Here is a 22,721-nt window from a genome sequence, read left to right as displayed (position 1 = left end):
TCAGCCCCTGCAGACGATTGCTAGCCCTCGTATGCAAGCCATTCTGTGAAAAAATTCACACCTTTCCCAAACTCCAGCCCGTAGGAAATCTCCTACATCAGAATCAGTAGTTTTTTCAGCGATTTCCTCCTGGTAACTCCTATGTTCTTCCCCACTCATACCTCGATAAAATTCACTATTCATTGAATGAATAGGGTGCATGGCACTTGGAGCGCTCCCTTTCACAGCAACACAAGCAAGGTAAAGGGATGATCCAGAATACAAAAACGTCTTCTTTGAACACCATGGCAATACGATTCAAACCATATATTCGATGGTGCCTGCTCCCATTGATCGCAGCGCTGCTCCAACAACAGAGCGCATACGCCCAAGTCGCACCACCCGATCAAGAATTGCTCCGCCAACAAGAACGTGAACGCGCACTCCGTGAACAACTGGAGCGCGGCACCGATACCCGTTTACAAGAAGTACCGGGAAAAATCCCCTCCTTATTGCCACATGACGAAACCCCCTGCTTCCCTATCCAGAAAATTTTTCTCGAAGGTGACAAAGCCGCCCGCTTTCAATGGGCCTTGACCGCTGCCAACCCACCCCATGATCCAGCTATCGGGCGTTGCCTCGGCACCGCAGGCATCAACATTGTTATCTCCCGCGTACAAAACGCCATCATTTCCCGTGGCTACGTCACCACACGCGTCCTTGCTACCCCACAAGACCTCAAAAGCGGAGAACTTCACCTCACCCTCATTCCCGGCATACTCGCCCACATTCGTTTTGCTCCCGGCACCAAACCCGATGCCACTTTTTGGAACGCCATCCCCGCCCACCCTGGCGACCTACTCAACCTGCGCGATATAGAACAAGGTCTAGAGAACTTCAAACGCGTTCCCACAGTCGAAGCGGATATCCAAATCGTTCCCACCGAAGGAGACAACTCTCAGCCCGGTCAAAGCGATTTACTTATTTCCTGGACCCAAGGCCGCCCTGTCCGTTTCAATGCCAGTTTTGACGACTCAGGCAGCAAAAGTACCGGCAAAACCCAGGCTGGAGTCACTCTCTCTCTGGACCATGCCCTGACTCAAAATGACCTCTTCTACATCAGCCTCAACCGTTCTGCCTTCAACGGCAGCAAACGCGGGACCCGAGGCATCACCCTCCATTACTCCATGCCCTTAGGTAACTGGTTAATCGCCGCCACCCACAGCGGCTACAACTACCACCAAAGCATTGCAGGCAGCCAACAAACCTATATTTACAGCGGTGAAAGCCATAACAGCGAACTCAAACTATCCCGGCGCCTCATCCGTACCGCCAGCAGCAAAAGCGGTATCTACCTACGTGGTTGGACCCGTGACTCGAAAAATTTCATCGACGATACAGAAGTCCTCGTACAACGCCGTCGCATGGCAGGTTGGGAAATGGGCCTCACCTATCGCCGCTACATCAATACCGCAACACTGGATACTACTCTGGGTTTCCGGCGCGGTACCGGTGCCTTTGGTGCATTACCCGCCCCAGAAGAACTCTTTGATGAAGGCACCTCCCGTCCCAAAATCTACTTTGCTGACTTACAGTTCAACCTTCCCTTTCAACTGGGTCACCAATCCTTGCGCTATACCGGTAGTTGGCGTGCCCAATGGAACCGTACCCCTCTGATTACCCAAGACCGTTTTTCCATCGGCGGGCGCTACACCGTCCGTGGCTTCGATGGCGAAACTACCTTGATCGGCGAGCGCGGCTGGCTGTTGCGTAACGATCTTGGGCTATCCCTTGGAGGCGGCCAAGAAGCGTACCTCGCCCTTGACTATGCACACATCGGAGGGGCGTCGGCCTACTTACAACAAGGCAACCACCTTGCCGGTACCGCCTTGGGATTGCGTGGAGGCCACCGCAGCCTATTTTGGGATGTCTTCGTAGGCGCCCCAATCAACCGCCCACGCACCTTCTCAAACGCCTATACCGTGACCGGATTCAGCTTGAACTGGTCCTTCTAAACACATACCGCTCTCAAAACATTTCACTTAATGGGGATACCATGAACAAGGATCTCTAGCGTCTCATCTACAACTGTGCTCTGCGTTTGTGGCAAGTCACCTCAGCACTTGCCACCGCACCCGGCGGTACCGCAGGTCCTGCTCCTGCAGCGCAACTCCCACCGCGCGTGCCACATCCATCATCTTTGGCCTCTGGCTCAGCCTCGGCTGGGTGAGCATCGCTGGCATCGCCACCGCCCAAGTCATCCTCAATGAAGTCAACAGCCAGACTCCTACCTAACTTCATGGTTACCTGGAAGTGGTCGGCGACTGTGCCTAATTTACCGCCACCGATACCCTGACCAATCGCGGCATCATCGACAACCTCGGCACTGGAAACTTCTACGGCGACCACCTTGCCCTCCAAGTCCAGGCACTCACTCACCGCGATGAAACCATCGACGGCCAGACCCACACCGCCGTCATCGCCACCCATCAGTGCATGGACATTGGCGTCGCCGCCCTGCGTAACACCACTAATGCCTTCATCATCAGCGATGGAAATGCGGCCATTGACATCATCGGTGCCCTGAACCTCACCGCCGCCCGGCTGACGCCACCGGAACTTGATTTGCCGTACTGACGGAGCATTCCAAACTACCAAGAGCCTATCGGCGTTGTTGTTTTTTTGGCCGAATCTGTACGCCATATGCCGGTGAGCGATGCGGCAGGTTATCGGCTTCCGGCTTCGTAAGTCTGATCTTTACCGCCCGAATTAACCGGTGCAAACCGGTTACATCCCTATTAATAAATAGATGGGGATGAGTGCAATCATTGTGTTGTGTGTGCTTTATGTGGGATGCATCATCTGGATGATGGTGGTAAGCATTGAAGATACCTGAGTGCTAGCCAACGATATGAACAACGATGCCTCCGTGTTTCTGGAGGCATCGTTATTTATTGAGGTTATTTGTCGAGGCGTTTTTCAGCGATACGTCTGGAATGTGTGGAGAAACTTTGAAAAATAGTTTCTTAACAACGCATCATATGCCCTCACTTGAGGGTTCTATCTTACGAGCAAAGCAATCGCTGCACCTAAATCTCCCGGTGAACGTACTGTCTTGATGCCTGCTTTTTCCATTGCAGCAAACTTGCCTTCAGCTGTTCCTGAGCCTCCTGAGGCGATGGCGCCAGCATGACCCATACGCTTGCCTTTCGGTGCGGATGCACCAGCGATAAAGCCAACCACCGGTTTTTTCACATGGTGTTTAATATATTCAGCCCCGGCTTCCTCAGCATCCCCGCCGATCTCGCCTACCATGATGATGCCTTTGGTCTGCGGGTCGTTATTGAACAGTTTTAGCGCATCAACGAAGTTCAGCCCGTTGATTGGATCCCCACCGATACCGATGCAGGTTGATTGACCGAGGCCGACGTCAGTGGTTTGCTTCACTGCTTCGTAAGTCAAGGTACCGGAGCGGGACACAATACCGATATGACCTGGCTTGTGGATATGGCCAGGCATAATGCCTATCTTGCACTCTCCTGGTGTAATGACGCCTGGGCAGTTTGGTCCTATCAAGGTGATTTCAGGTGATGCTTTAAGTACATTTTTAACGCGTAGCATATCCAGCACGGGGATACCTTCAGTAATCGCTACGATGACTTTGATGCCTGCTGCAGCTGCTTCCAAGATTGCATCCGCTGCAAACGGTGGTGGTACGTAGATCACTGAGGCGTCGGCACCTGTGTTCTGGACTGCTTCACGCACAGTATTGAATACCGGTAGATCAATATGAGTATTTCCTCCCTTGCCGGGGGTAACACCGCCGACGACTTGGGTGCCGTATTCCACCATTTGAGTGGCATGGAAGGTCCCTTGTTGACCGGTGAAGCCTTGTACGATCACCTTCGTATTTTTATTAACCAGTACAGACATGTTGAATTCCTAAAGGGTCTCGGTGAGTTCAGACGGTGACAGCGGCCACGGCTTTTTTGGCGCCGTCGTTGATGTCGTCAGCCGGGATGATGGCGAGGCCGGATGTAGCTAGCAGTTGTTTGCCAGCGTCTACATTGGTGCCTTCCAAGCGTACGATAACAGGCACTTTGACACCCACCTCCTTCACTGCAGCGATGATGCCTTCGGCAATCATGTCGCAGCGGACAATGCCACCGAAGATATTGACAAAGATGGCTTTGACCTTGTTTGAGGAAAGGATCAGTTTGAATGCGGTCGTCACGCGCTCTTTGGTAGCGCCGCCACCGACATCAAGGAAGTTTGCCGGTTCGCCGCCATTGAGTTTGATCACATCCATCGTGGCCATGGCAAGTCCGGCTCCATTGACCATGCAGCCGATGTTGCCATCCATGGTGACGTAGTTCAGATCGTTTTCTGAAGCTAGAACCTCGGTTTCGTCTTCCTGAGTTTTATCGCGCATTGCGGCCAATTCTTTATGTCGGAATGTGGCGTTGTCGTCGGAATTAATTTTTCCATCCAGTGCGTACAAATCCCCATTGCTCAGGATTGCTAATGGATTTAATTCGATCAAGGACAAATCTTTGTCGTTGAACAATTGATAGAGGCTAATCATGATTTTGGACAGCTGATTAACCTGTTTTGCTTCTAAGCCGAGGTGAAATCCAATATCGCGTCCTTGGTATGGCTGTAGGCCTTCGACAAAGTCGACGTTGAGCGTTTGGATTTTTTCAGGGGTTTCAGCTGCAACGTGCTCAATGTCCACGCCACCCTCGGATGAGGCGATGTAGGTGATTGAACGCGTGCCGCGATCCACTAACACTGACAGATAGAGTTCTTTAGTGATTTCACCGGCTTCGGTGACCAGGACCAGATTCACCGGCAGAGCGACACCTGCTGACTGGTAAGTAGCCATCTTGGTACCGAGCATTGTTGCTGCGGCCTGTTTCACTTCGTCGGTTGTCTTGCAGAATTTCACGCCGCCGGCCTTACCGCGACCGCCCGCATGAATCTGAGCTTTTACCATCCAGGGGCCGTTGCCCAAGGATTTGGCGGCTGTGACCGCTTCATCGGCTGAAGACGCGATGCGTCCGGCCGGAACAGGGATGCCGTATTCGGCAAATAGTTGTTTTGCCTGGTATTCGTGGAAATTCATGCGTCACCGTCGAGAATGGAAACGATCGCTATGCAAGGCTGGATGTTTGCCAATGGCAGACACCGTCATGGGTGCAAGCGGGCTGCTCATTGTCGCTCACTATGATGATGGAGCGCAAAATTATTGTGTTTTTATTCATAGTCTTGATTGGTACTTCTTGTAATTTTTGCGGGGCTAGTTGGAGTTAATCGGGCATAGTGTCGCCGGTCGTGTCTATACTCGGCTATCTCTCTTCTGCCTTAGGACACCGTGACGTGTTGTTCAGCGCTTCGCTGATTCATCGGATCGAATTTGCCCCGCAGCGTGAACTTTATTTTCTCGCGTTGTATCGGATCTTGGAGGCTGGATTGATCGCGGCCCTGGTGTTCAGTCCGGTGTCGCTATTGGTGGATCCTGAGAGTGATCCACATTTGGGCACGGTTGTCGCTGTCGGTTATTTGCTGTTGGCTACCATTTTGTTGGTCTGGGGTCGTAATGAGCGTTGGTTCACGCCATTAGTCTTTGGAAGTACTGTCGCCGACATTTTGGCTGCCACTCTTGCTATTCACGCTCTGCCTAAAGCCAGTGCCGGCATTGCGATGATGTTGTTGTTTAACGTTGCTGCCGCCGCCATCTTATTGCGGTTGCGTTTCAGCATGATCCTGGCTTGGATTGCTGGGGTTGCGATGCTTGTGGAATACATCTGGACTGTACTCAGTGAGGGTGACTCCTCACGTTCACTGGCCGAGCTCCTTATGTTTTTCACCAGCTACACTGCAGTGGCGTATATGTGTCATCAGGCCGCGCAGCGGGCTAGATATAGCCAAGCTCTGGCTGAAAAGCGCCGTGCCCAGATAGTCAACTTGGCAGAGATCAATGAGCTGATTATCCGACGTATGCGGACGGGTGTGTTGGTGGTGGATGCTGCTAATCGAATCGGTTTGAGTAACGAAACTGCAGCTGCGTTGCTGGGATACGACAGACAATTGGTCGAGAGTGATTACGATCTCGCTACGGTTGCTCCGGAGTTGATAATGCGTCTGAAGTGTTGGCGTATTGGTCGACACTACGAAGATACTCCGTTGCGATTAGCGCCTGATCAACCTGAGGTTCAGCCTCGCTTTGTGAGTTTGCTTGCCGACAGTGGATTGACATTAATTTTCCTTGATGATGTCAGTGTTGTTTCACGCCGTGCCGAATCGTTGACTTTGTTGGCGCTTGGACGTTTTTCAGCCAGTTTGGCGCACGAGATTCGTAATCCTTTGGCTGCAATTAAACATGCATCGCAGCTGTTGGAAGAGTCCTCCAATCTTGACAAAGGCGATCAAAGGCTGTTGGACATTATTCTAAAGCAGTGCCAGCGGACCAATGGGATTGTGGAGAGCGTGCTTGGTTTGGCAAGACGCGAACGTGCTAACCCGGAAAATTTGGATTTGGTCGGTTTTGTGTCGCGATTTGTCGATGAATACCGCCAGACATTGTCAAGCGAGTATGACAATCTGGAGATACAAACGTTGCACAGTACCGTGCAGGCACTGGTGGATCCACGCCACTTGTACCAGATCCTCGCTGTCCTTACCCACAACGCATTGCGTTATGGCCGCTTTCCGGATACTCCGGCACAGGTGCGTATTGAGGTGGTATATACCGGAGGCAGCGTGGGGATCAATGTCCTTGATCAGGGGCCTGGTATACCCGATGCGGCTGTTTTGCAGCTTTTTCAGCCTTTTTTCACTACTTCCGACCATGGTACGGGGCTTGGTCTATATATCGCTCGTGAGCTGTGCAATGCGAATCAATCCAATCTTGAGTACGTGGCCATTCCAGGGGGAGGGGCTTGTTTCCGGATTACTTTGCCGGGTCCGTATGCATTGATTCCGAATTGAGTGCCCCGGTATTTCATTCACATTCTTTCGCATTTAGAGAGAGCGTGGCCGTTGCGGCGTGTTAGCGTCGCTATTGCAGATTGCAACCCTATGGGCGGTTAATATTGGCATCTTCGATGCGTTGCCGTGCGTCTGAAGACGATGGGAATTGTCCATCTTCAGTCTGCTGCGTTATCTTGGCATTCATGAATGAATCCCGCAGTGCTCTGATTGTCGATGACGAGCGCGACATCCGTGAACTTTTGGTCCTTACGCTAGGACGTATGGGGCTGCGTATCAGAACGGCAGCTAATCTGGCACAAGCATACGCGTTACTTGAGTCTGACTCGTTCAATCTTTGTATCACCGACATGCGTTTACCTGACGGCAGTGGCATTGAGCTGGTGAAAAAGATTGTGCGTCATTATCCACGCACCCCGGTGGCCATGATCACTGCTTTTGGCAGTATCGAACTGGCGGTAGAGGCGCTCAAGGAAGGTGCTTTTGACTTTGTCAGCAAACCTGTTGATCTGAACGTCCTGCGAGGCATGGTCCGTCATGCTTTGGAATTGAACAATCGTGAACGCTCTGTTGTGTCAAGTCAGCCACAAAGCCCCAGCCAACGTCTCCTTGGTGAATCATCACCGATGGCTCAGCTTCGGGCCACCATCGCTAAAGTGGCGCGTAGTCAAGCCCCGGTTTATATCCTTGGTGAATCAGGAGTTGGTAAAGAACTGGTTGCACGTACGATCCACGAACAGAGTGTGCGTGCTGCTGGGGCGTTCGTGCCGGTCAACTGTGGTGCGATCCCTGTGGATCTTATGGAAAGCGAATTTTTCGGTCACAAGAAAGGGAGTTTCACCGGTGCGCATACTGATAAGCCAGGTTTATTCCAAAGTGCTGGCGGCGGTACTTTATTCCTGGATGAAGTTGCCGAATTACCCTTGCACATGCAAGTTAAATTGCTGCGTGCGATTCAGGAGAAATCGATACGGCCAATCGGTGCAACCGTTGAGGTACCAGTAGATGTGCGTATTTTATCGGCGACTCACCAAGATCTGAGTGACCTGATTGCCAATGGCCGCTTCCGTCACGATTTGTACTACCGCATTAATGTAATCGAGATACGTGTTCCACCGCTACGTGAGCGTGCTGGCGATTTGCCGCATCTTGCTGCAGCCATTGTGGCTCGCTTGGCACACACGCATGGGCGGGCGGTCCCGTTGCTTTCACCCTCCGCCTTGGAGGCGTTAGAACATTATTCGTTCCCGGGTAATGTGCGTGAACTGGAGAACATTCTGGAGCGTGCTCTAGCACTGACTGAAGATGATCATATCGGTGCCGCGGATCTGCACCTGCCCCAGGGCAGTTTGCATGGACAGGGATTGCCGCTCCCGTTAGTGCCCACAGTTCTCCCGATTGTGCCTGCGGACGCATCAGCATCGGTGGAGGGTGAGAATACGCCGGCTGCCTTGCCCTCGTACATGGAGCAGCTGGAACGTGCTGCCATTCAAAAGGCGTTGGAAGAGAATCGCTGGAATAAAACAAAGACAGCCGCAAAACTTGGCATCACTTTCCGTGCATTACGTTACAAACTAAAGAAGCTGGGTATGGAGTGATGAGAGGAAGCAGGCAACATAGCCTGCCTTGCTTCTTCTCAGCATGGTGTCATGACGTGCTTTGATTCAGTCATTAACAGGTGTTGTTGATGCCTAATCTTTGGTGACTCGATTAATTTCAGCCAGCCCGGTGATGCCCTGAGCGACTTTGAGTAGCGCCGATTGGCGTAGGTCGTTGATGCCGATGCGCTGTGCCTCTTCGGCGATTTGTAAGGCATTACCGCCGGCTAAAATGATCGAGGAAATCCCTTCGGTAATTGGCATCACTTGATAAATACCTGTGCGGCCTTTGTAGCCTTCAGTGCATTCGTCGCAACCGACAGGCTCGTATAATTCCAGCCCCGCATCAATTTGTTCTTGAGTGAATCCTTCGGCCAGTAATGCGTTTGTCGGCAATTGAGCCGGGCGCTTGCACTTGTTGCACAATCTCCGTGCCAATCGCTGTGCAATCACTAAGGTCACGGATGAAGTGATGTTGTATGGTGCAATCCCCATGTTCATGAGGCGTGCGATGGTTTGCGGTGCATCGTTGGTATGTAGGGTGGAGAGCACCATGTGGCCGGTCTGTGCGGCTTTGATGGCGATTTCAGCGGTTTCCAGATCACGGATTTCGCCGACCATGATCACATCCGGGTCTTGGCGCAGAAACGAACGTAATGCTGCGGCAAACGTCATACCGCGCTTGTTGTTTTGTTGTACCTGATTGACACCCGGCAGCCGGATTTCTACAGGATCTTCGGCTGTGGAGATATTGCGTGTTTCGTCATTGAGGATGCCTAACGCAGTGTAAAGTGAGACTGTCTTGCCCGAACCGGTCGGACCAGTGACCAGTACCATTCCATAGGGTTTGTGGATTGCTTCCATAAAAAGCGTTTGTTGGTCAGCTTCGTAACCGAGTTTGTCGATACCCAGCTTTGCCGCGCTGCCATCCAAGATACGCAGTACCACTTTCTCGCCGAACAGCGTTGGCAAGGTGCTGACGCGGAAATCGACTTGCTTGGTTTTCGACAGATTAAGCTTGATACGTCCGTCTTGAGGGACGCGTTTTTCCGCGATATCCAGTTGCGACATGACTTTCAAGCGTGCGGCGATACGCTGATTCAACTTGTTCGGTGCTTTTGCCACAGCCTTCAGCAGACCATCAATCCGGAAACGGACGCGGTAATCTTCTTCGTATGGTTCAAAGTGGATGTCTGATGCGCCGCGTCGGATGGCATCAATCAGCACTTTGTTGACGAATTTGACGACAGGTGTGTCATCGCTCTTGGCATCAATCCCTGTATCGCCACTGGCCCCGTCGTCGTCTCCGCCGCCGATATCCAGCCCTTCAATGCCGTTATCCTCTTCATCCAATGCGGAGCTGAGCGCGCCGCTCCTAGATTGCCATTGTTCAAGTGTGCGCCGTATCTGGTCTTCGTCGACCAGAATCGGTTCCACGACCAGATTGGTGTGGAATTTGATGTCGTCCAGGGCCTGTGTTTGAGTTGGATTGCTGATCCCGACGAACAGTCGATTACCGCGTTTAAATAATGGCAACACTCGATGCTTTTGCAGTAATTCTTCGTCGACCAAGTTCATTGCATTGTGATTGTGGTCGAATGCGGACACATCCAGTAGCGGCATCCCGAACTCAAGTGCATTGGCCGCGGCCAATTTTGCTGCACTCACTAGTTTTTTATCGATCAACCACTGTGGTAAAGGCACTTTTGCGGCCATTGCCTGATTTTGAGCAGTGCGTGCAGTGGCTTCCTCAATGCTGCCATCCTGGACCAGGCGACGGGCAATACCGGTGATGCCGACAAGATTGGCTGAATGAGGTGTGTTCATGAAAAGTTCTCTGGTTACTCTGCTTTAAAGTATGGTGCCCGTTGGCTTTTCCAATGAGCAGTTATCGGGAGGGGTACGTCAATCGAAGGCGCTTGTGTCGTATGTCCAATTTTCTTTGGTTGTGCGATTGAGCGTCAATTTTAGAGGATGGATGAAACGGTTTTCTAACCTATTGTGAAGATGATTCTACTGGCCTGCGTGTTGTTAACGTGTGCTTGAATCTTCGAATTCGGGTGAGTGGTGTAGAAACCCGAATGGGTCGTGTCGATCAGGGCAACCTGCGGCTGTTCTTATAGTAGAAGCATCCCGGTAAAGGGTCCTTCCGCCTGGATATCTTCCAGAGTCGTTGGCGATATAGGCTTGGTCAGTGCGACCTCGATCACTGCCAGTGCAATGATGCTCAACCATGTTCGATGGGGGAGAGTCCAGCTGATTTTTTATTCTTTAAACCTTAGGGAAACCGAAGCCGGACAGATCATGGTTTCAAGGTGATCCATCAGAGATTGCTTTGAAATCATCATCTTGTTGCTTGAGTGAAGGATGTTGCGGTCAGCGATGGCCAGCCCAGATGTCCAGAAATGCAGATGGAAACGCTGCATGGATGGCCGTGTCTCTCACAGACAATGGTTTCAAGAGAGAGAGCGTTCAACACGTGCTGTGGTGCTGAGGAACTGTTTGGGTGGATCGGTCTGCCTTTCAAAGGCAGCCACGCTAGCTAAATTGGCGGCGTCTTTAACGTATTGACCAAGAAGCCCGCCATGATGGCGGGCTTCTTACTTGACACCGATTACCTTAGGTGAATGTGAGCATTTACCCATGAATCGTGTTGTTGCTGGTGTTAATTAAGTTCCAGTGCAGCCTGCTGGAGTTAACGCTGCAGGCGCGGTTGTGGTGCAGGTCCAGTTCCCCCCAGTATTGACGCCACCTTGGCCTGCGTTGTTATCAGCGATGCGGGTCAAGGTGATAGTTTGATTGTTGACCTGACCATTACCAATCATCGTACATACGATTGCGCCGCCAGTAGTTGTGATGTCCACCACAACGAGGCTGCAACGAGTGGTCGGGCTGCGTAGTCCAATAGCGTTAGGAGTGTTTGAAGCCTGTCCATCAGCCATACGGATTTCGGCTTGTGTTCGGCCCGGTGTGATCTCGGCTAGTGCCGCTGCGACTTGAGACCTGGCGACATAATTTTGGTACATGGGCAGAGCGATCGCTGCCAGGATGGCGATGATCGCAATGACGATCATCAGCTCGATCAAAGTGAAGCCTTGTTGCTTTTTCATGATGAATCCTTAAATAGCGTTGGTAAGAAATCCAGCGTTGCTGAATGCGTTGTCCAGCACTGGCAAGATGACTTAAGCAGGAGGCGTGCCAATAGTGTGATTTATATCAATAAATAGAATTGATATTTGTCACTCTTTCTTTTTTTGGAGAAGAGGCGTGTTAAAAACGCCGTATTGGGTCAGGACCTGCCGTTATGCGTTATTCATCCCAATATTGAAGGGTGCAATACAAAGCATGGCTGCGGGATGGGAGGAGAGCGTAGCTTGATGATGGCAGCGTCAACACAGGTCCTTGGCAGGGCCTATCGCCAATCCAGGGGATGGGTTTAGGGATGCTGATAACTGCTTGCGTTTGTTCCATTGGTTCGTTTGCCTGGTCGGGGTGTTGTCTGCGCAGGGAAACGATGGAAGGTACTTTGCGACAGGTAAGGCAGATGGAGTGACCTGAGGCGAAGTCTCAATGCGTGAGCACGCAACATGGATCCACTGCGGCGCTGTGGGCTTTGGCAATGTCCTGTTGTTGTCAATGATGTAGTGAATAAAAGCTTTGGTTCAGGCTCGCGATGTTGGTAGTCATGATCGCTGCTGCGGTCCGCTCATTTTTGAGTGCCGGTCGCATGTGGTGCCAGCGATATCTTGGTTTCCGGGCAGAACAAACGTGTGCATGTGATTGCACACCGTAGCTCCTGATCATCCTGGACGGGAAGGCCGGTGCTTCATCATGTTGTTAGAGGGTGTTGAAGACTGAATTTCAAGATGCCGCGCTCGGCAAGATGAAGTGTTCCGGCGGGTTACGGATGATTCCTGAGGTTTTTGTGCAGTCTATGGTTCCTGGGTGCTGATTAAGATTCACATGGTGCGCTATGTGGTGTTGTTTGCGGTGTCGATAGAGTCAGCGCCAAGGGCTTGGATGCTTCCGGATGCACTTATTCGCCAGGTTGCGGTTTTTTCGGGAAGTGCCAGTATGAGTATTGCTGAAAGTCAGGGGGATTATTGTAAATATTTTTTAATGATTAAATTTTCGGGTGAAGTCAAAGTGAAATGTATTGCGTTTTTATATTAAAATCGGTGCTTTATCGATTTTTTAATAATAGTTGTAACGGCTCACTCTTGTGTATTCGATAATAATATTAATGCCATAAAAAATATAATTAATCAGGCTTTGAAATGTCAGCTGAGTATAAGGGCTATGTATTGAATAAGAATAATATTATCAAAGCGCCCGCCATCAAGGCGGGCTTCTCACCGGATCTATCACGTTAGGCGAACGTGGTCACTCAGCATTGATCGTGTTGCTGTGTGTATTCATTATTTAGCGGCAGTGCAGCCGGAAGGTCTCAGTGCATCGGATGTCACAGTGGTGTTGCATGTCCACTGACCTCCATTATTGGCGCCATTGGTGCCCGCGGAGTTATCGACGCTACGATTCCAAGCGATGGTTTGACCATTCACCTGAGAATTGCCCTTAATCGTACATGTGATGTTGGCAAGTCCGGTGTTTTCGACTTTAACGGTAATCCCACAACGAGTGGTGTCGGTGCGCAGTCCAATATCGCTCGCATTGGTTGTACTCTTCCCATCAGCAATCAGAGACTCGGCTTGCACCTTACCCGGTGTAATGTCAGCCAGTCCCGCGGTGACTTGGGATCTGGCAACATAATTTTGGTACATGGGCAGAGCGATGGCCGCCAGAACAGCAATGATTGCAATGACGATCATTAGTTCGATTAAGTTAAAACCTTGTTGCTTTTTCATGTGTATACCTTCAATAAAAAGTTTGGTCACTCATTAAACGTATGGATGAAGAGAATTCATGTGTGGGGGTTTATTGCTGCGCTGCCAGTTAAACTGGATATGCGAGCTATATTCAGAATTCAGAAAAAATAGGCTTCATGGAGAAATTATGATGCCCGAATGAATAAACTTTGGAAGGGTTTTATTTAATAATTGCGATCCATTCTTCCAGAAGTCGTAAATGGTCAATATATGTCATTGAATGTCACTTTATGGGGGTGTTGAATGAAGAGCGCTTATGGGTGTGGTGCACGAGCTTTTTAGATTTTGCTGCTAGGGTTTCAGGAACAAGTTACCATGCGTCATCGGTCCGCTTGGGGACGGTGGATGGGAGAACAGCATTGATATTTGCAACACGTACTGCGGTAAATGCTTCGCGTGCTGGGAATACCAGCCCGCCGTTGACTTCGTTTCTTTGGGAAGGGACGGATAAGCGCGGTGTCAAAATCAAGGGGGAACAGACAGCACGCACGGCGAACTTGTTGCGTGCTGAGCTACGTCGTCAAGGCATCACGCCTCTTGTGGTTAAGCCTAGGCCTAAGCCGCTGTTTGGTCAGGCAGGGAAGCGGATCACTCCGAAGGACATTGCCTTTTTTAGTCGCCAGATGGCGACGATGATGAAAGCCGGTGTCCCCATTGTCGGGGCGTTGGATATTTTGGCCAACGGTCAGAAGAATCCGCGTATGCGTACGATGGTCAATCAAATTAAAAATGATATTGAAGGCGGCTCCTCGCTGTATGAGTCAATCAGCAAGCACCCTGTATATTTCGATGAGCTTTATCGCAATCTGGTCAGGGCTGGTGAGCGCGCGGGCGTGCTGGAGACGGTGCTTGATACGGTTGCTAGTTATAAGGAGAACATTGAGGCTCTGAAGGGAAAAATTCGCAAGGCGTTGTTTTATCCTGTTGCTATTGTCGCGGTTGCTCTCATTGTTAGTTCGATTTTATTGATATACGTGGTGCCGCAGTTCGAGGATGTGTTCAAAGGATTCGGAGCGGAATTGCCTGCATTCACTCAGATGATTGTCAATTTTTCCAACTTTATGCAGCGGTGGTGGTGGGCCATGTTGGCTCTGCTGATTGTTGTTATCGGTGGTGGTTTGTTTACTTACAAGCGCTCTGAATCCATGCAACATCTGTTGGATAGGTTGGTGTTGAAGTTCCCGGTGATCGGGGCAATTATGCACAATAGCGCGCTTGCTCGGTTCTCGCGAACAACAGCTGTTACTTTCCGTGCAGGGGTGCCACTGGTAGAGGCATTGGGTATCGTTGCTGGGGCAACCGGCAATAAGGTTTATTCGGATGCTGTGTTCCGCATGCGTGATGATGTTTCAGTTGGCTATTCTATAAATATGTCAATGAGGCAAGTTGGTATCTTCCCTCATATGGTGGTGCAGATGGCTTCCATCGGTGAGGAAGCCGGTGCTCTGGACGCGATGCTGTTTAAAGTCGCTGAGTACTATGAACAGGAAGTCAGTAACGCGGTCGATGGACTCAGCAGTTTGCTGGAACCGCTGATCATGGTCTTTATTGGTGTTATCGTCGGCGGCATGGTCATTGCTATGTATTTGCCGATCTTTAAGCTTGCTTCTGTCGTTGGATAAAACGTTATGGCATTTCTTGATCAGCACCCCGGACTCGGCTATCCCCTTGCGTCCGGTTTGGGGTTGTTGCTTGGTAGTTTTCTCAATGTGGTGATCCTGCGTTTGCCGCGCCGTTTGGAATGGCAATGGAAGCGCGATGCGCGCGAAATCCTGGAAATGCCGGACATTTATGATCCGCCACCGCCGGGAATTGTGGTCGAGCCTTCCCACGATCCAGTGACTGGTGATCGGTTGAAGTGGTGGGAAAACATTCCGGTGCTTAGCTGGTTGTTGCTACGTGGACGTTCGCGTTACAGCGGCAAGTCAATCTCGTTGCAGTATCCGTTGGTCGAATTGCTGACTTGCCTGCTGGTGCTGGCCAGTGTTTGGCGTTTTGGATTCGGTTGGCATGGTTTTGGGGCAATTGTGTTCAGTTGTTTCCTGGTTGCGTTGGCTGGGATTGATTTGCGTACTCGGCTCTTACCTGACCAGTTAACTTTAATGCTCATGTGGCTGGGTTTGATTGGATCGGCGGATAACTTGTTTATGGCAGCCAAACCTGCGTTATTGGGGGCTGCAGTTGGTTATTTATCTCTGTGGATTGTGGCGGCGTTGTTCAAACTGATCTTTAACAAGGAAGGGATGGGCCATGGTGACTTCAAAATGCTGGGCGCGCTTGGGGCATGGTGTGGGTTAAAGGGTATTCTCCCGATCATTTTGATTTCATCACTGGCTGGAGTGGTATTGGGCTCTGTTTGGCTTGTTGTGCGTGGTCATAACCGTACGACGATGATTCCGTTTGGACCTTATCTGGCAGTTGGTGGATGGATCGTGTTCTTTTTCGGCGATCAGATCATCCATGCTTATCTGGAGCTATTAAGTATCGGGTGAGGTTGGAGTTGATGAGTGTCTATGCGGTTGGTCTCACTGGAGGGGTCGCTTGCGGTAAGAGCTTGCTGGCGCAGCTGTTCGAGGCGTTAAACACGACGGTTGTTGATGCAGATACAATTGCCCGCCAAGTGGTTGAGCCTGGTCCAGTTCTCAATTGCATCGTTGCTAGGTTTGGTAGCAAGATTTTGCGGGCTGATGGTTGTCTTGATCGTCGTTTTTTGCGGCAACGTGTATTTGCCGATGTGGCCGAACGAAAGGCGTTGGAGGCTATTGTCCATCCGGTGATCCGAGCTAGGTTGAAGCAGGCGGCGGCGGCGGCGGCAGGTCCATATGTGCTAGTCGTCATTCCACTTTTGGCCGAGGCTGGTGGTCGCATTGGATACCCTTGGTTGCAGCGCATTCTTGTCGTGGATGCTATACCGGAAGTACAACACGCACGACTGATGCAGCGTGATTCAATTGACGCTGAGCAGGCTTCCTTGATGATCGCGGCCCAGATTGGCCGCAAAGAGCGCTTAGCTATAGCCGACGATATTGTGTTTAACGATGGAGATCCCGCGCATTTGGGCGGGCAGGTATGCAATTTGGACGCGCGCTATCGCGCTCTTGCTTCTGTTTTTTCTGATGTTGATTAGTATCAATTGTTGGCATTACCGAGAGACATCAATTCATCATTGTGACACTTAAATAGTGTACGGTGGTGGATGTTATTTGCGGTTGTTATCTGCAAGAGTAATGAACCGATGGGTCCACGATTAGAGATGAACAGGTCGCCGGGTCGATGTGGAAAATAGAGTGGTGTATGGATGTATGAGTTGCTTCGATCCGCTGATTAATGTTTCTTGGATACTCTCATTGCTTTTAATTGTGGGTTATTAAAGCGGTTGATTTTGATATTGCGTTATTTAAAGAAACGCAATGTAGCAATCACTCCGCAGAAGTCTCCTGGTTGCACGCTGACTTTCCAGCCGTATAAATCGCATAATCGGCTCACTATTGATAGGCCAATGCCCCCACCTTGGGAATGTCCTGCATGGGTACCGCGGTATCCACGTTGGAATAGTTTGGCAGCGTCCTGTTCGCTGAGACCAGGACCCGTATCTTGTATTTCGACCGCTTTTTCAAGTACCCGCACCGTAACTCGTCCTTCAAGGGTGTACTTGACTGCGTTGCCAATCAGGTTCCCCAATGCGACTGACAGTGCAGATTCTGGTGCATTCACCGTTAGATCGTGTTTATCCTCCAAGATGAGTTCGATTCGTTTGCCGCCAAGTTGGGCGCGATGCGAATCCAGTAATTGTTCAGCAACTTTGGCGACATTGCTGCTTCCATGGCCGCGTTCGTTGCGCGAAAGCAGTAACAATGCACCAATCAGGTCGCTGCATTGCTGTTCGGCGCGTTGAATACGCCGTATCCGTTGTTGGATCTTCGGGTCCATTTCGGGTTTGGTGAGTAACAGTTCGGTTGCCCCCCTGATGACAGCCAGTGGGGTACGCAATTCGTGACTCACATCTGCGTTGAATTCACGATCTCTTTGTACTACTTCAGTGAGTTTGCTTGAATAATCGTCCAATGCACGCGCAAGCTCGCCGACTTCATCATCTGGAAAGTGGGGGGCGAGAGGTTTTGGATTGGTAGTTTGACCACGATAAGTACGTAGTAGCTTAGCTAAGTCTGAAACTGGCTTCATCACTTTTGAGGCCGACCACCATCCAATAAGTAGGGACAGCCCACTGAATACCAGCACAGAAATGTATAGGGCACGTTTGAGCTGTCGCTCGCCACGTATAGCCTCGGTCATGTCGTAAGCCAAGAAAAACCAAGCATCATCGGCTTTGCGTACCGCGAGTTTGTAATACGCAAATAGTTTTCCAGCATTGTCTAAGCCAATTACATTGTGATTGCCATTCGGGAGTGCTGCCCAATCAGGGCGTTCTAACCTGACACGGTCAAATTTATCCCGTGGATAGTAGAACGCTTTTATCTGTTGTACTGGCAGATCCGGGCTATGGGATGGATCCATATAGTAGCGCTTGGCATACTCGTCTATGTTGCGATTCATCAATTCTTCGACGAGCTGGTTTTCCACCCGTGCGCGTGCCCAATTTGTGGCAAACGCAAACAGCGAAGTCAGTGCAAAGCCAAGAAATAAGAAGGATAAAATGATTCGGCTTCTTAACCGGCGCCGGTAGCGCGCGTGTCGCCCTTTCGAACATGACTGTGCCTCGGTTTCATGCATCGGGTGTGGCGATGCGGTATCCGATCCCATGACGAGTCTGTATCAATGGTACGTCGAAAGGCTTATCAACGACGGCGCGTAATCCGTGGATATGCACACGCAGCGAATCCGAATCCGGTAGCTCCTCTCCCCACACACGAGTTTCTAGATCTTGGCGGGTCACTACGGCTGGCGTGGCTTCCATCAGTGCTTGCAGTATCTTCAATCCGGTTGGATTGAGTTGTAGCAGTTTGCCGCGGCGGCGTACTTCCAGTGTGTCCAGGTTATATTCGAGATCACCTGTTTCCAATACTCGGGTTTGCAGGCCTTTGCCACGGCGCGATAGTGCGTTTAAACGAACTTCAACTTCCTGCAAAGCGAATGGTTTAATCAAGTAGTCGTCAGCACCCGAGTCGAAGCCCGTCAGTTTGTTATCCAGCGAGTCACGTGCGGTCAACATCAGCACAGGGGTTTGTTTGCGTGCTTCGTTGCGCAACTTGCGGCAGACTTCAATGCCATCCATGCCAGGCAGATTAAGGTCGAGTACGATGGCGTCGAATTCGTGGACTACGGCCAAATGCAATCCAGTCACGCCATCGGCGGCAAAATCCACGGCGTGGCCGCGTTCTTCAAGGTAATCGCCCAGATTGGCGGCGATATCGCTGTTGTCTTCGATGACCAAAATGCGCACTTGAGCCTCAATTGTTCGGAGGGGGAGGAGGGTACCGCTGGACCCTGATTGTTGGAGTATGGTTTCCCTCTTGCTTGGGAAGCAAAGTGGATGTAACCACGTCATGTTGCATAAGAAGAGGGGGAATTGGAACAGGTGATAAGTGATTGCATTGCCATCTGCTACTTGTAGACCAAAATGCTGTCCACACAGTTCCTGTGTCCTTGTTGTCCTTGAGATCGGCTGTATAACCGGCATTGTCTTCAAATAGGCTTAAATTCCAGGTATTACTTACATCCGAGTAAGTATGTTCCGCACTATGGCGGTAACGGTTTTGGCTTAATGGATGGCGTTTTAGGAACAGTTGTCTAACTTGTCTCCCATTTGTGGCCTTCCACAGCGATGCAGCCAATCGAAGGTAGGGCCCAAGGCAAGTGCCGTGTGACTGGTAAAGATGGCAGGCCACTCTGCGTAATCCTCTACTGCGGTTACTGCGGTTACTGCGGTTACTGCGGTTACTGCGGTTACTGCGGTGTGGAGGGTGGTGTTTCATCATACTATTTAGGACTGTAGTGCGCTTTATACCTTCCCATCAAGGGCTACTTGACAAAAAACCTAAGCAAAAGTGCTTTAATCAAAAAATAAATTTTGATGCCATGATCAGTGAGGTAAGTGCTGTGATCGATAAGTTGTAGCTATGACCTAAATAATCCATCAGGGCTTGCAAATATTGCTGCTACAGATAGTAGCCAGCATTTCTTCCACATGGCGCACAATCTTTATGGCGACGTTGGTTCCGGAGGTCGCTTCGATGCCTTCCAACCCCGGGGTGGGATTGACCTCAAGGACCAGCGGTCCACGTCGTGAACGGATGAGATCTACACCGGCCACGGTCAGTCCAAGTGCGTGTGCTGAACGTACTGCCACCTCTTGTTCTTCCTCGCTTGCGGTGGCGGCAGTTGCACTCCCACCTAGGTGCAGGTTGGAACGAAAGTCACCCTCCGCAGCTTGGCGACGCATCGTTGCTACGACTTGGTTGCCGACGACGAAGCAGCGCAGGTCCGCACTGTCAGCTTCGCTTATAAATTCCTGTACCAGAAAATTGGCGTAGAGCCCACGTAGTGCCTCTACCAAACCGCGTGAAGCACTGTTTTTTTCCGATAGGATCACTCCCTTACCCTGCGCGCCCTCATTCAGCTTGACTACATGGGGGGGCGGACCGAGCATTGAGAGTAGGTCTTGAGTATCGTCGGGATTGTCGCCGAACACAGTCATTGGCATGTCGATCCCCTGGGCGGCTAACAGTTGATGTGCGCGTAGCTTATCTCGTGAGCGCAGAATTGCGTCCGAGGGATTGGGGCTGTAGGTGCCCATCAGTTCGAATTGACGTAGCACCGCTGCGGCGTAATGCGTGACCGATACACCAATGCGAGGAATCACCGCGTGATAGCCATCAATGGGCTTGCCTTTATAGTGCATGCTGAAGTCTCCAACTACGATCCGCATGTAGCAGCGTAACGGGTCAAGAATACGAACAGTATGGCCACGCATACGTGCGACTTCGACTAAACGTCGAGTGGAATAAAGCTTGCTGTTGCGGGAGAGAATGGCCAGCTTCATCAGTATTCAACCGAATGTATCTTGGATGTTATGAATGCAAAACGCTCTACCTAGCGGTGGAGCATGGAAAGATGCAACGGGTAATCGGTATGGAGAATTTCATTTATATCTTTGATTTTTAAGAATCTTATACATGATTCGATAGATTTTCGTTGCATTATGTATGCGTTCCGGTTTACAGGTAAGTAAGTGATTTTCAAAGTCTGTTCTGATGTCAATCCATTGCAATTGGTACCCAGGAGTTACCACCTTAGCCAGCGTTGCGTCTTTGCAAGAATATGGAGAGCTGGAACGGATCCATGGGAATCATCGTCAGTAGTGGTTCTGAGAAATGTCCCTGCGGCGCGGTGAGCTTATGCGGATCGCTGTAACCCAATTCGCGCAGGTTGAACGCTATTTACCTAAGCAACGCGATAATGTCAGTTCGAATAATCTGCAAGTGCTCCGGGTCATACGTTATCTCGCTGAGCACAATTGCAACATAGTGCTTTCTGCCCAAAGGCTTTGTTTACTGGCACAGGTTCTGTACATGCATGAACTAATGGCGAAATTGGGTTTGCTGAGATCGAGCCTGAAACTCACTCCACCAAGCATAGGTCGTGAAGATTGAAACGCAGACACTGTTGCTCGACAGACACTTGTCTTAAGTTGAATCCTGTTGCCACAGTGGTACCTTAAAAGAACCATCTGCAAGGACGAGTGCCGTTGCCGTCACCTGTTTGTACAACGCATTCAAAAGGGGATTGCAACATGCACCGATCTGTTATCAATGTGCTAGGTTAATTTTGAGTGACTAGTTGGAGGGCGTATAACCCTGTGCATCGTCCCGATAGCTGACGTTACAGCTGATAAAAGATTATTTGCTATGGTGTGGAATGTTGGTGAGCAGCAATCTACTGTTCATCAAATGCAATATGCTATGACTACTATCCCATTTGTGACGCGATTGGCCCATAGCTATGTTGGTTAGATCTTAGTGGTGAAGCGAATAGGCGTTTAAGGATGCTGATGTGATATCGCGATGCCTATTTACGTTGAACTTTGACTAAACAGCGGTCTGAAGTCAAAATCAATCATGAAACAACCGGTGTTGTACCGCATCCAGCTGGTTCCTAGAATTTGGTAAAAGTAGACTGTTAACTTCACAGTGGGGCATCGGGCTTGTGAATGACGCGGTACTTCCCTTCGATAGTCTGTGTGCCAACTTCAGCATGAGTACGCCGACGCTGACCCACTAATAGTTTCCATGCGACTCCTCCAAGAACCATTGCTGCGCCAACGAAAACACTGAATAACACAAGAGCTATCAAAATGGTAAGACCTGCGGTGCTTGCCATAAGTCGCGCTATGGGATGGCGGGGTTTGCGTGGTTCAAACAAGTATCGGAAATGGTTGGATTGCAGGAAGACAGGGACAGGCATAGAAGATATAGATTACCTCTGGAACAACCCTAGTATGGTGGTCATCTAATGCCGCTGAGTGAAGAAAATGTTAATAAGCGTTCGCTTATAGCATCATCTCGTTTTCTGACTGTCCATCTCTCCATAGGTCTCACTTTGCTGCTTACATTCCTGCCTTTCCTCAAGGGTTCCGACTTGACTAACGAGAACACACTATCTATCTCTATGTAGCACTAAAGTATTGGTGTATTTCCTGGTCTTGTTTACGGGCTTGGCCGGATAACAATGGGTTGCTTTTCTAAAGTCGCTATGTTCGCTGCTGTAAATCTATTCCGAGTGGTTTTAGAGGGGTTTAGGGTGGCCCTATTGTTAGTATCCTGTCATTGTCCAAGCGTAGCGAGTAACCCTGCTTGTGATTCTTTTTAGGGAAGCTCCATTTGAAATGGTGTTGCTTAAATTTTTTGGCTAAATTCGAGGTAATACCTAGGAATTTGGCATTACTGGTGGCTTACATTGATCTGGTGCGAGTCCTTGATCAAGATAAATGGTTCAATGGTCGTGACTATGAGTAGGAATTGAAGAGATATCTTAATTTGCCCGAATTTGATTTAGCATGTTGCTTTCTTCCCCATTAAATCTATGAAGGGTGTCAACCTGGTGCATGATCCGAATGCGCAGTATGAGTATCGCTGTTGCCAGTCCTTGGTGATGATTGAGGTGCTGGTGAATGAGCAAGGTGCCCTGACGGCGCTTTTTTTGTTGCTTCGCGGGAAGCTCAAAGATTGCATTGCTGAATGTTTGCATCAGTACGTCGACATTAGCATCATTGCCTGATCCTGCTTGGCAGAATTCAACAACACTGATGCCT

17 protein-coding genes and 1 pseudogene are annotated in these 22,721 nt (G+C 50.2%); 9 read left to right on the top strand and 9 right to left on the bottom strand.

The features are described from left to right. Window positions 1-248: 248 nt before the first annotated feature. The gene (locus F7G16_RS10630) at window positions 249-1,994 is read left to right on the top strand and encodes a ShlB/FhaC/HecB family hemolysin secretion/activation protein (protein WP_012382766.1); all 1,746 of its coding nucleotides are present in this window, start codon (window positions 249-251) and stop codon (window positions 1,992-1,994) included. 65 nt (window positions 1,995-2,059) lie between these two features. Beyond that, window positions 2,060-2,241, top strand: a pseudogene (locus tag F7G16_RS12840) (hypothetical protein); the annotation flags it as partial. A 798-nt stretch (window positions 2,242-3,039) separates the two neighbouring features. Here F7G16_RS12840 and sucD read toward each other — a convergent pair. Both sucD and sucC read right to left on the bottom strand, forming a co-directional pair. Next, window positions 3,040-3,912, bottom strand: coding sequence for a succinate--CoA ligase subunit alpha (sucD, locus tag F7G16_RS10620; protein ID WP_004090370.1), 873 nt, complete (start codon window positions 3,910-3,912; stop codon window positions 3,040-3,042). Between the two features lie 28 nt (window positions 3,913-3,940). Further along, the gene (sucC, locus tag F7G16_RS10615; RefSeq protein WP_004090371.1) at window positions 3,941-5,104 is read right to left on the bottom strand and encodes an ADP-forming succinate--CoA ligase subunit beta; all 1,164 of its coding nucleotides are present in this window, start codon (window positions 5,102-5,104) and stop codon (window positions 3,941-3,943) included. A gap of 254 nt (window positions 5,105-5,358) precedes the next feature. Between sucC and F7G16_RS10610 the strand changes: the two genes are divergently transcribed. Together F7G16_RS10610 and F7G16_RS10605 are read left to right on the top strand one after the other, a co-directional pair. Then, window positions 5,359-6,969, top strand: a complete 1,611-nt coding sequence (locus tag F7G16_RS10610; RefSeq protein WP_004090372.1) for a sensor histidine kinase — start codon at window positions 5,359-5,361, stop codon at window positions 6,967-6,969. Between the two features lie 185 nt (window positions 6,970-7,154). Further along, complete coding sequence (locus F7G16_RS10605) at window positions 7,155-8,567, top strand: sigma-54-dependent transcriptional regulator (RefSeq protein WP_004090373.1); 1,413 nt, start codon at window positions 7,155-7,157, stop codon at window positions 8,565-8,567. Between the two features lie 93 nt (window positions 8,568-8,660). On the opposite strand, the gene pilB is transcribed toward F7G16_RS10605, so the two are convergent. Next, window positions 8,661-10,394, bottom strand: a complete 1,734-nt coding sequence (gene pilB, locus F7G16_RS10600) for a type IV-A pilus assembly ATPase PilB (protein ID WP_004090374.1) — start codon at window positions 10,392-10,394, stop codon at window positions 8,661-8,663. Window positions 10,395-11,236: 842 nt separating this feature from the next. Then, complete coding sequence (locus tag F7G16_RS10595) at window positions 11,237-11,677, bottom strand: pilin (protein WP_004090375.1); 441 nt, start codon at window positions 11,675-11,677, stop codon at window positions 11,237-11,239. An 835-nt stretch (window positions 11,678-12,512) separates the two neighbouring features. On the opposite strand from F7G16_RS10595, the gene F7G16_RS10590 reads away from it, so the two are divergent. Next, window positions 12,513-12,740, top strand: coding sequence for a hypothetical protein (locus F7G16_RS10590; protein ID WP_011098310.1), 228 nt, complete (start codon window positions 12,513-12,515; stop codon window positions 12,738-12,740). A gap of 245 nt (window positions 12,741-12,985) precedes the next feature. On the opposite strand, the gene F7G16_RS10585 is transcribed toward F7G16_RS10590, so the two are convergent. Beyond that, a complete protein-coding gene (locus F7G16_RS10585) occupies window positions 12,986-13,432 on the bottom strand; it encodes a pilin (RefSeq protein WP_004090380.1) in 447 nt (148 codons plus the stop codon). Between the two features lie 440 nt (window positions 13,433-13,872). Between F7G16_RS10585 and F7G16_RS10580 the strand changes: the two genes are divergently transcribed. The 3 genes from F7G16_RS10580 to coaE are packed head-to-tail and all read left to right on the top strand — an operon-like array spanning window position 13,873 to window position 16,580. Next, complete coding sequence (locus F7G16_RS10580) at window positions 13,873-15,075, top strand: type II secretion system F family protein (protein ID WP_011098309.1); 1,203 nt, start codon at window positions 13,873-13,875, stop codon at window positions 15,073-15,075. Between the two features lie 6 nt (window positions 15,076-15,081). Continuing rightward, window positions 15,082-15,945, top strand: coding sequence for a prepilin peptidase (locus F7G16_RS10575; protein WP_004084594.1), 864 nt, complete (start codon window positions 15,082-15,084; stop codon window positions 15,943-15,945). An 11-nt stretch (window positions 15,946-15,956) separates the two neighbouring features. Further along, window positions 15,957-16,580, top strand: coding sequence for a dephospho-CoA kinase (gene coaE, locus F7G16_RS10570; protein ID WP_004090385.1), 624 nt, complete (start codon window positions 15,957-15,959; stop codon window positions 16,578-16,580). Between the two features lie 266 nt (window positions 16,581-16,846). Here the strand turns inward: coaE and F7G16_RS10565 are convergent, their stop codons facing one another. From F7G16_RS10565 to F7G16_RS10550, 4 genes are all read right to left on the bottom strand, one after another. Then, the gene (locus tag F7G16_RS10565; RefSeq protein WP_004090387.1) at window positions 16,847-18,184 is read right to left on the bottom strand and encodes a sensor histidine kinase; all 1,338 of its coding nucleotides are present in this window, start codon (window positions 18,182-18,184) and stop codon (window positions 16,847-16,849) included. Further along, on the bottom strand, window positions 18,177-18,854 hold the full coding sequence (locus F7G16_RS10560) for a response regulator transcription factor (RefSeq protein WP_010894955.1): 678 nt from the start codon (window positions 18,852-18,854) through the stop codon (window positions 18,177-18,179). Before F7G16_RS10560 ends, F7G16_RS10565 begins: the two co-directional genes overlap by 8 nt. Before the next feature lie 693 nt (window positions 18,855-19,547). Then, window positions 19,548-20,453 (bottom strand): 30S ribosomal protein S6--L-glutamate ligase, encoded by a 906-nt coding sequence (gene rimK / locus F7G16_RS10555; protein ID WP_004090391.1) that lies wholly within the window; start codon window positions 20,451-20,453, stop codon window positions 19,548-19,550. 1,142 nt (window positions 20,454-21,595) lie between these two features. Continuing rightward, window positions 21,596-21,874, bottom strand: coding sequence for a hypothetical protein (locus F7G16_RS10550; RefSeq protein WP_004090395.1), 279 nt, complete (start codon window positions 21,872-21,874; stop codon window positions 21,596-21,598). Between the two features lie 618 nt (window positions 21,875-22,492). Between F7G16_RS10550 and F7G16_RS10545 the strand changes: the two genes are divergently transcribed. After that, window positions 22,493-22,687 (top strand): hypothetical protein, encoded by a 195-nt coding sequence (locus tag F7G16_RS10545; RefSeq protein WP_004090397.1) that lies wholly within the window; start codon window positions 22,493-22,495, stop codon window positions 22,685-22,687. Window positions 22,688-22,721: the final 34 nt, after the last annotated feature.

This window comes from Xylella fastidiosa, assembly GCF_011801475.1.
Taxonomy (GTDB): domain Bacteria; phylum Pseudomonadota; class Gammaproteobacteria; order Xanthomonadales; family Xanthomonadaceae; genus Xylella; species Xylella fastidiosa.
Note: the sequence above shows the minus strand (reverse complement) of the source record. Positions and strands in the feature narration are given on the sequence as shown.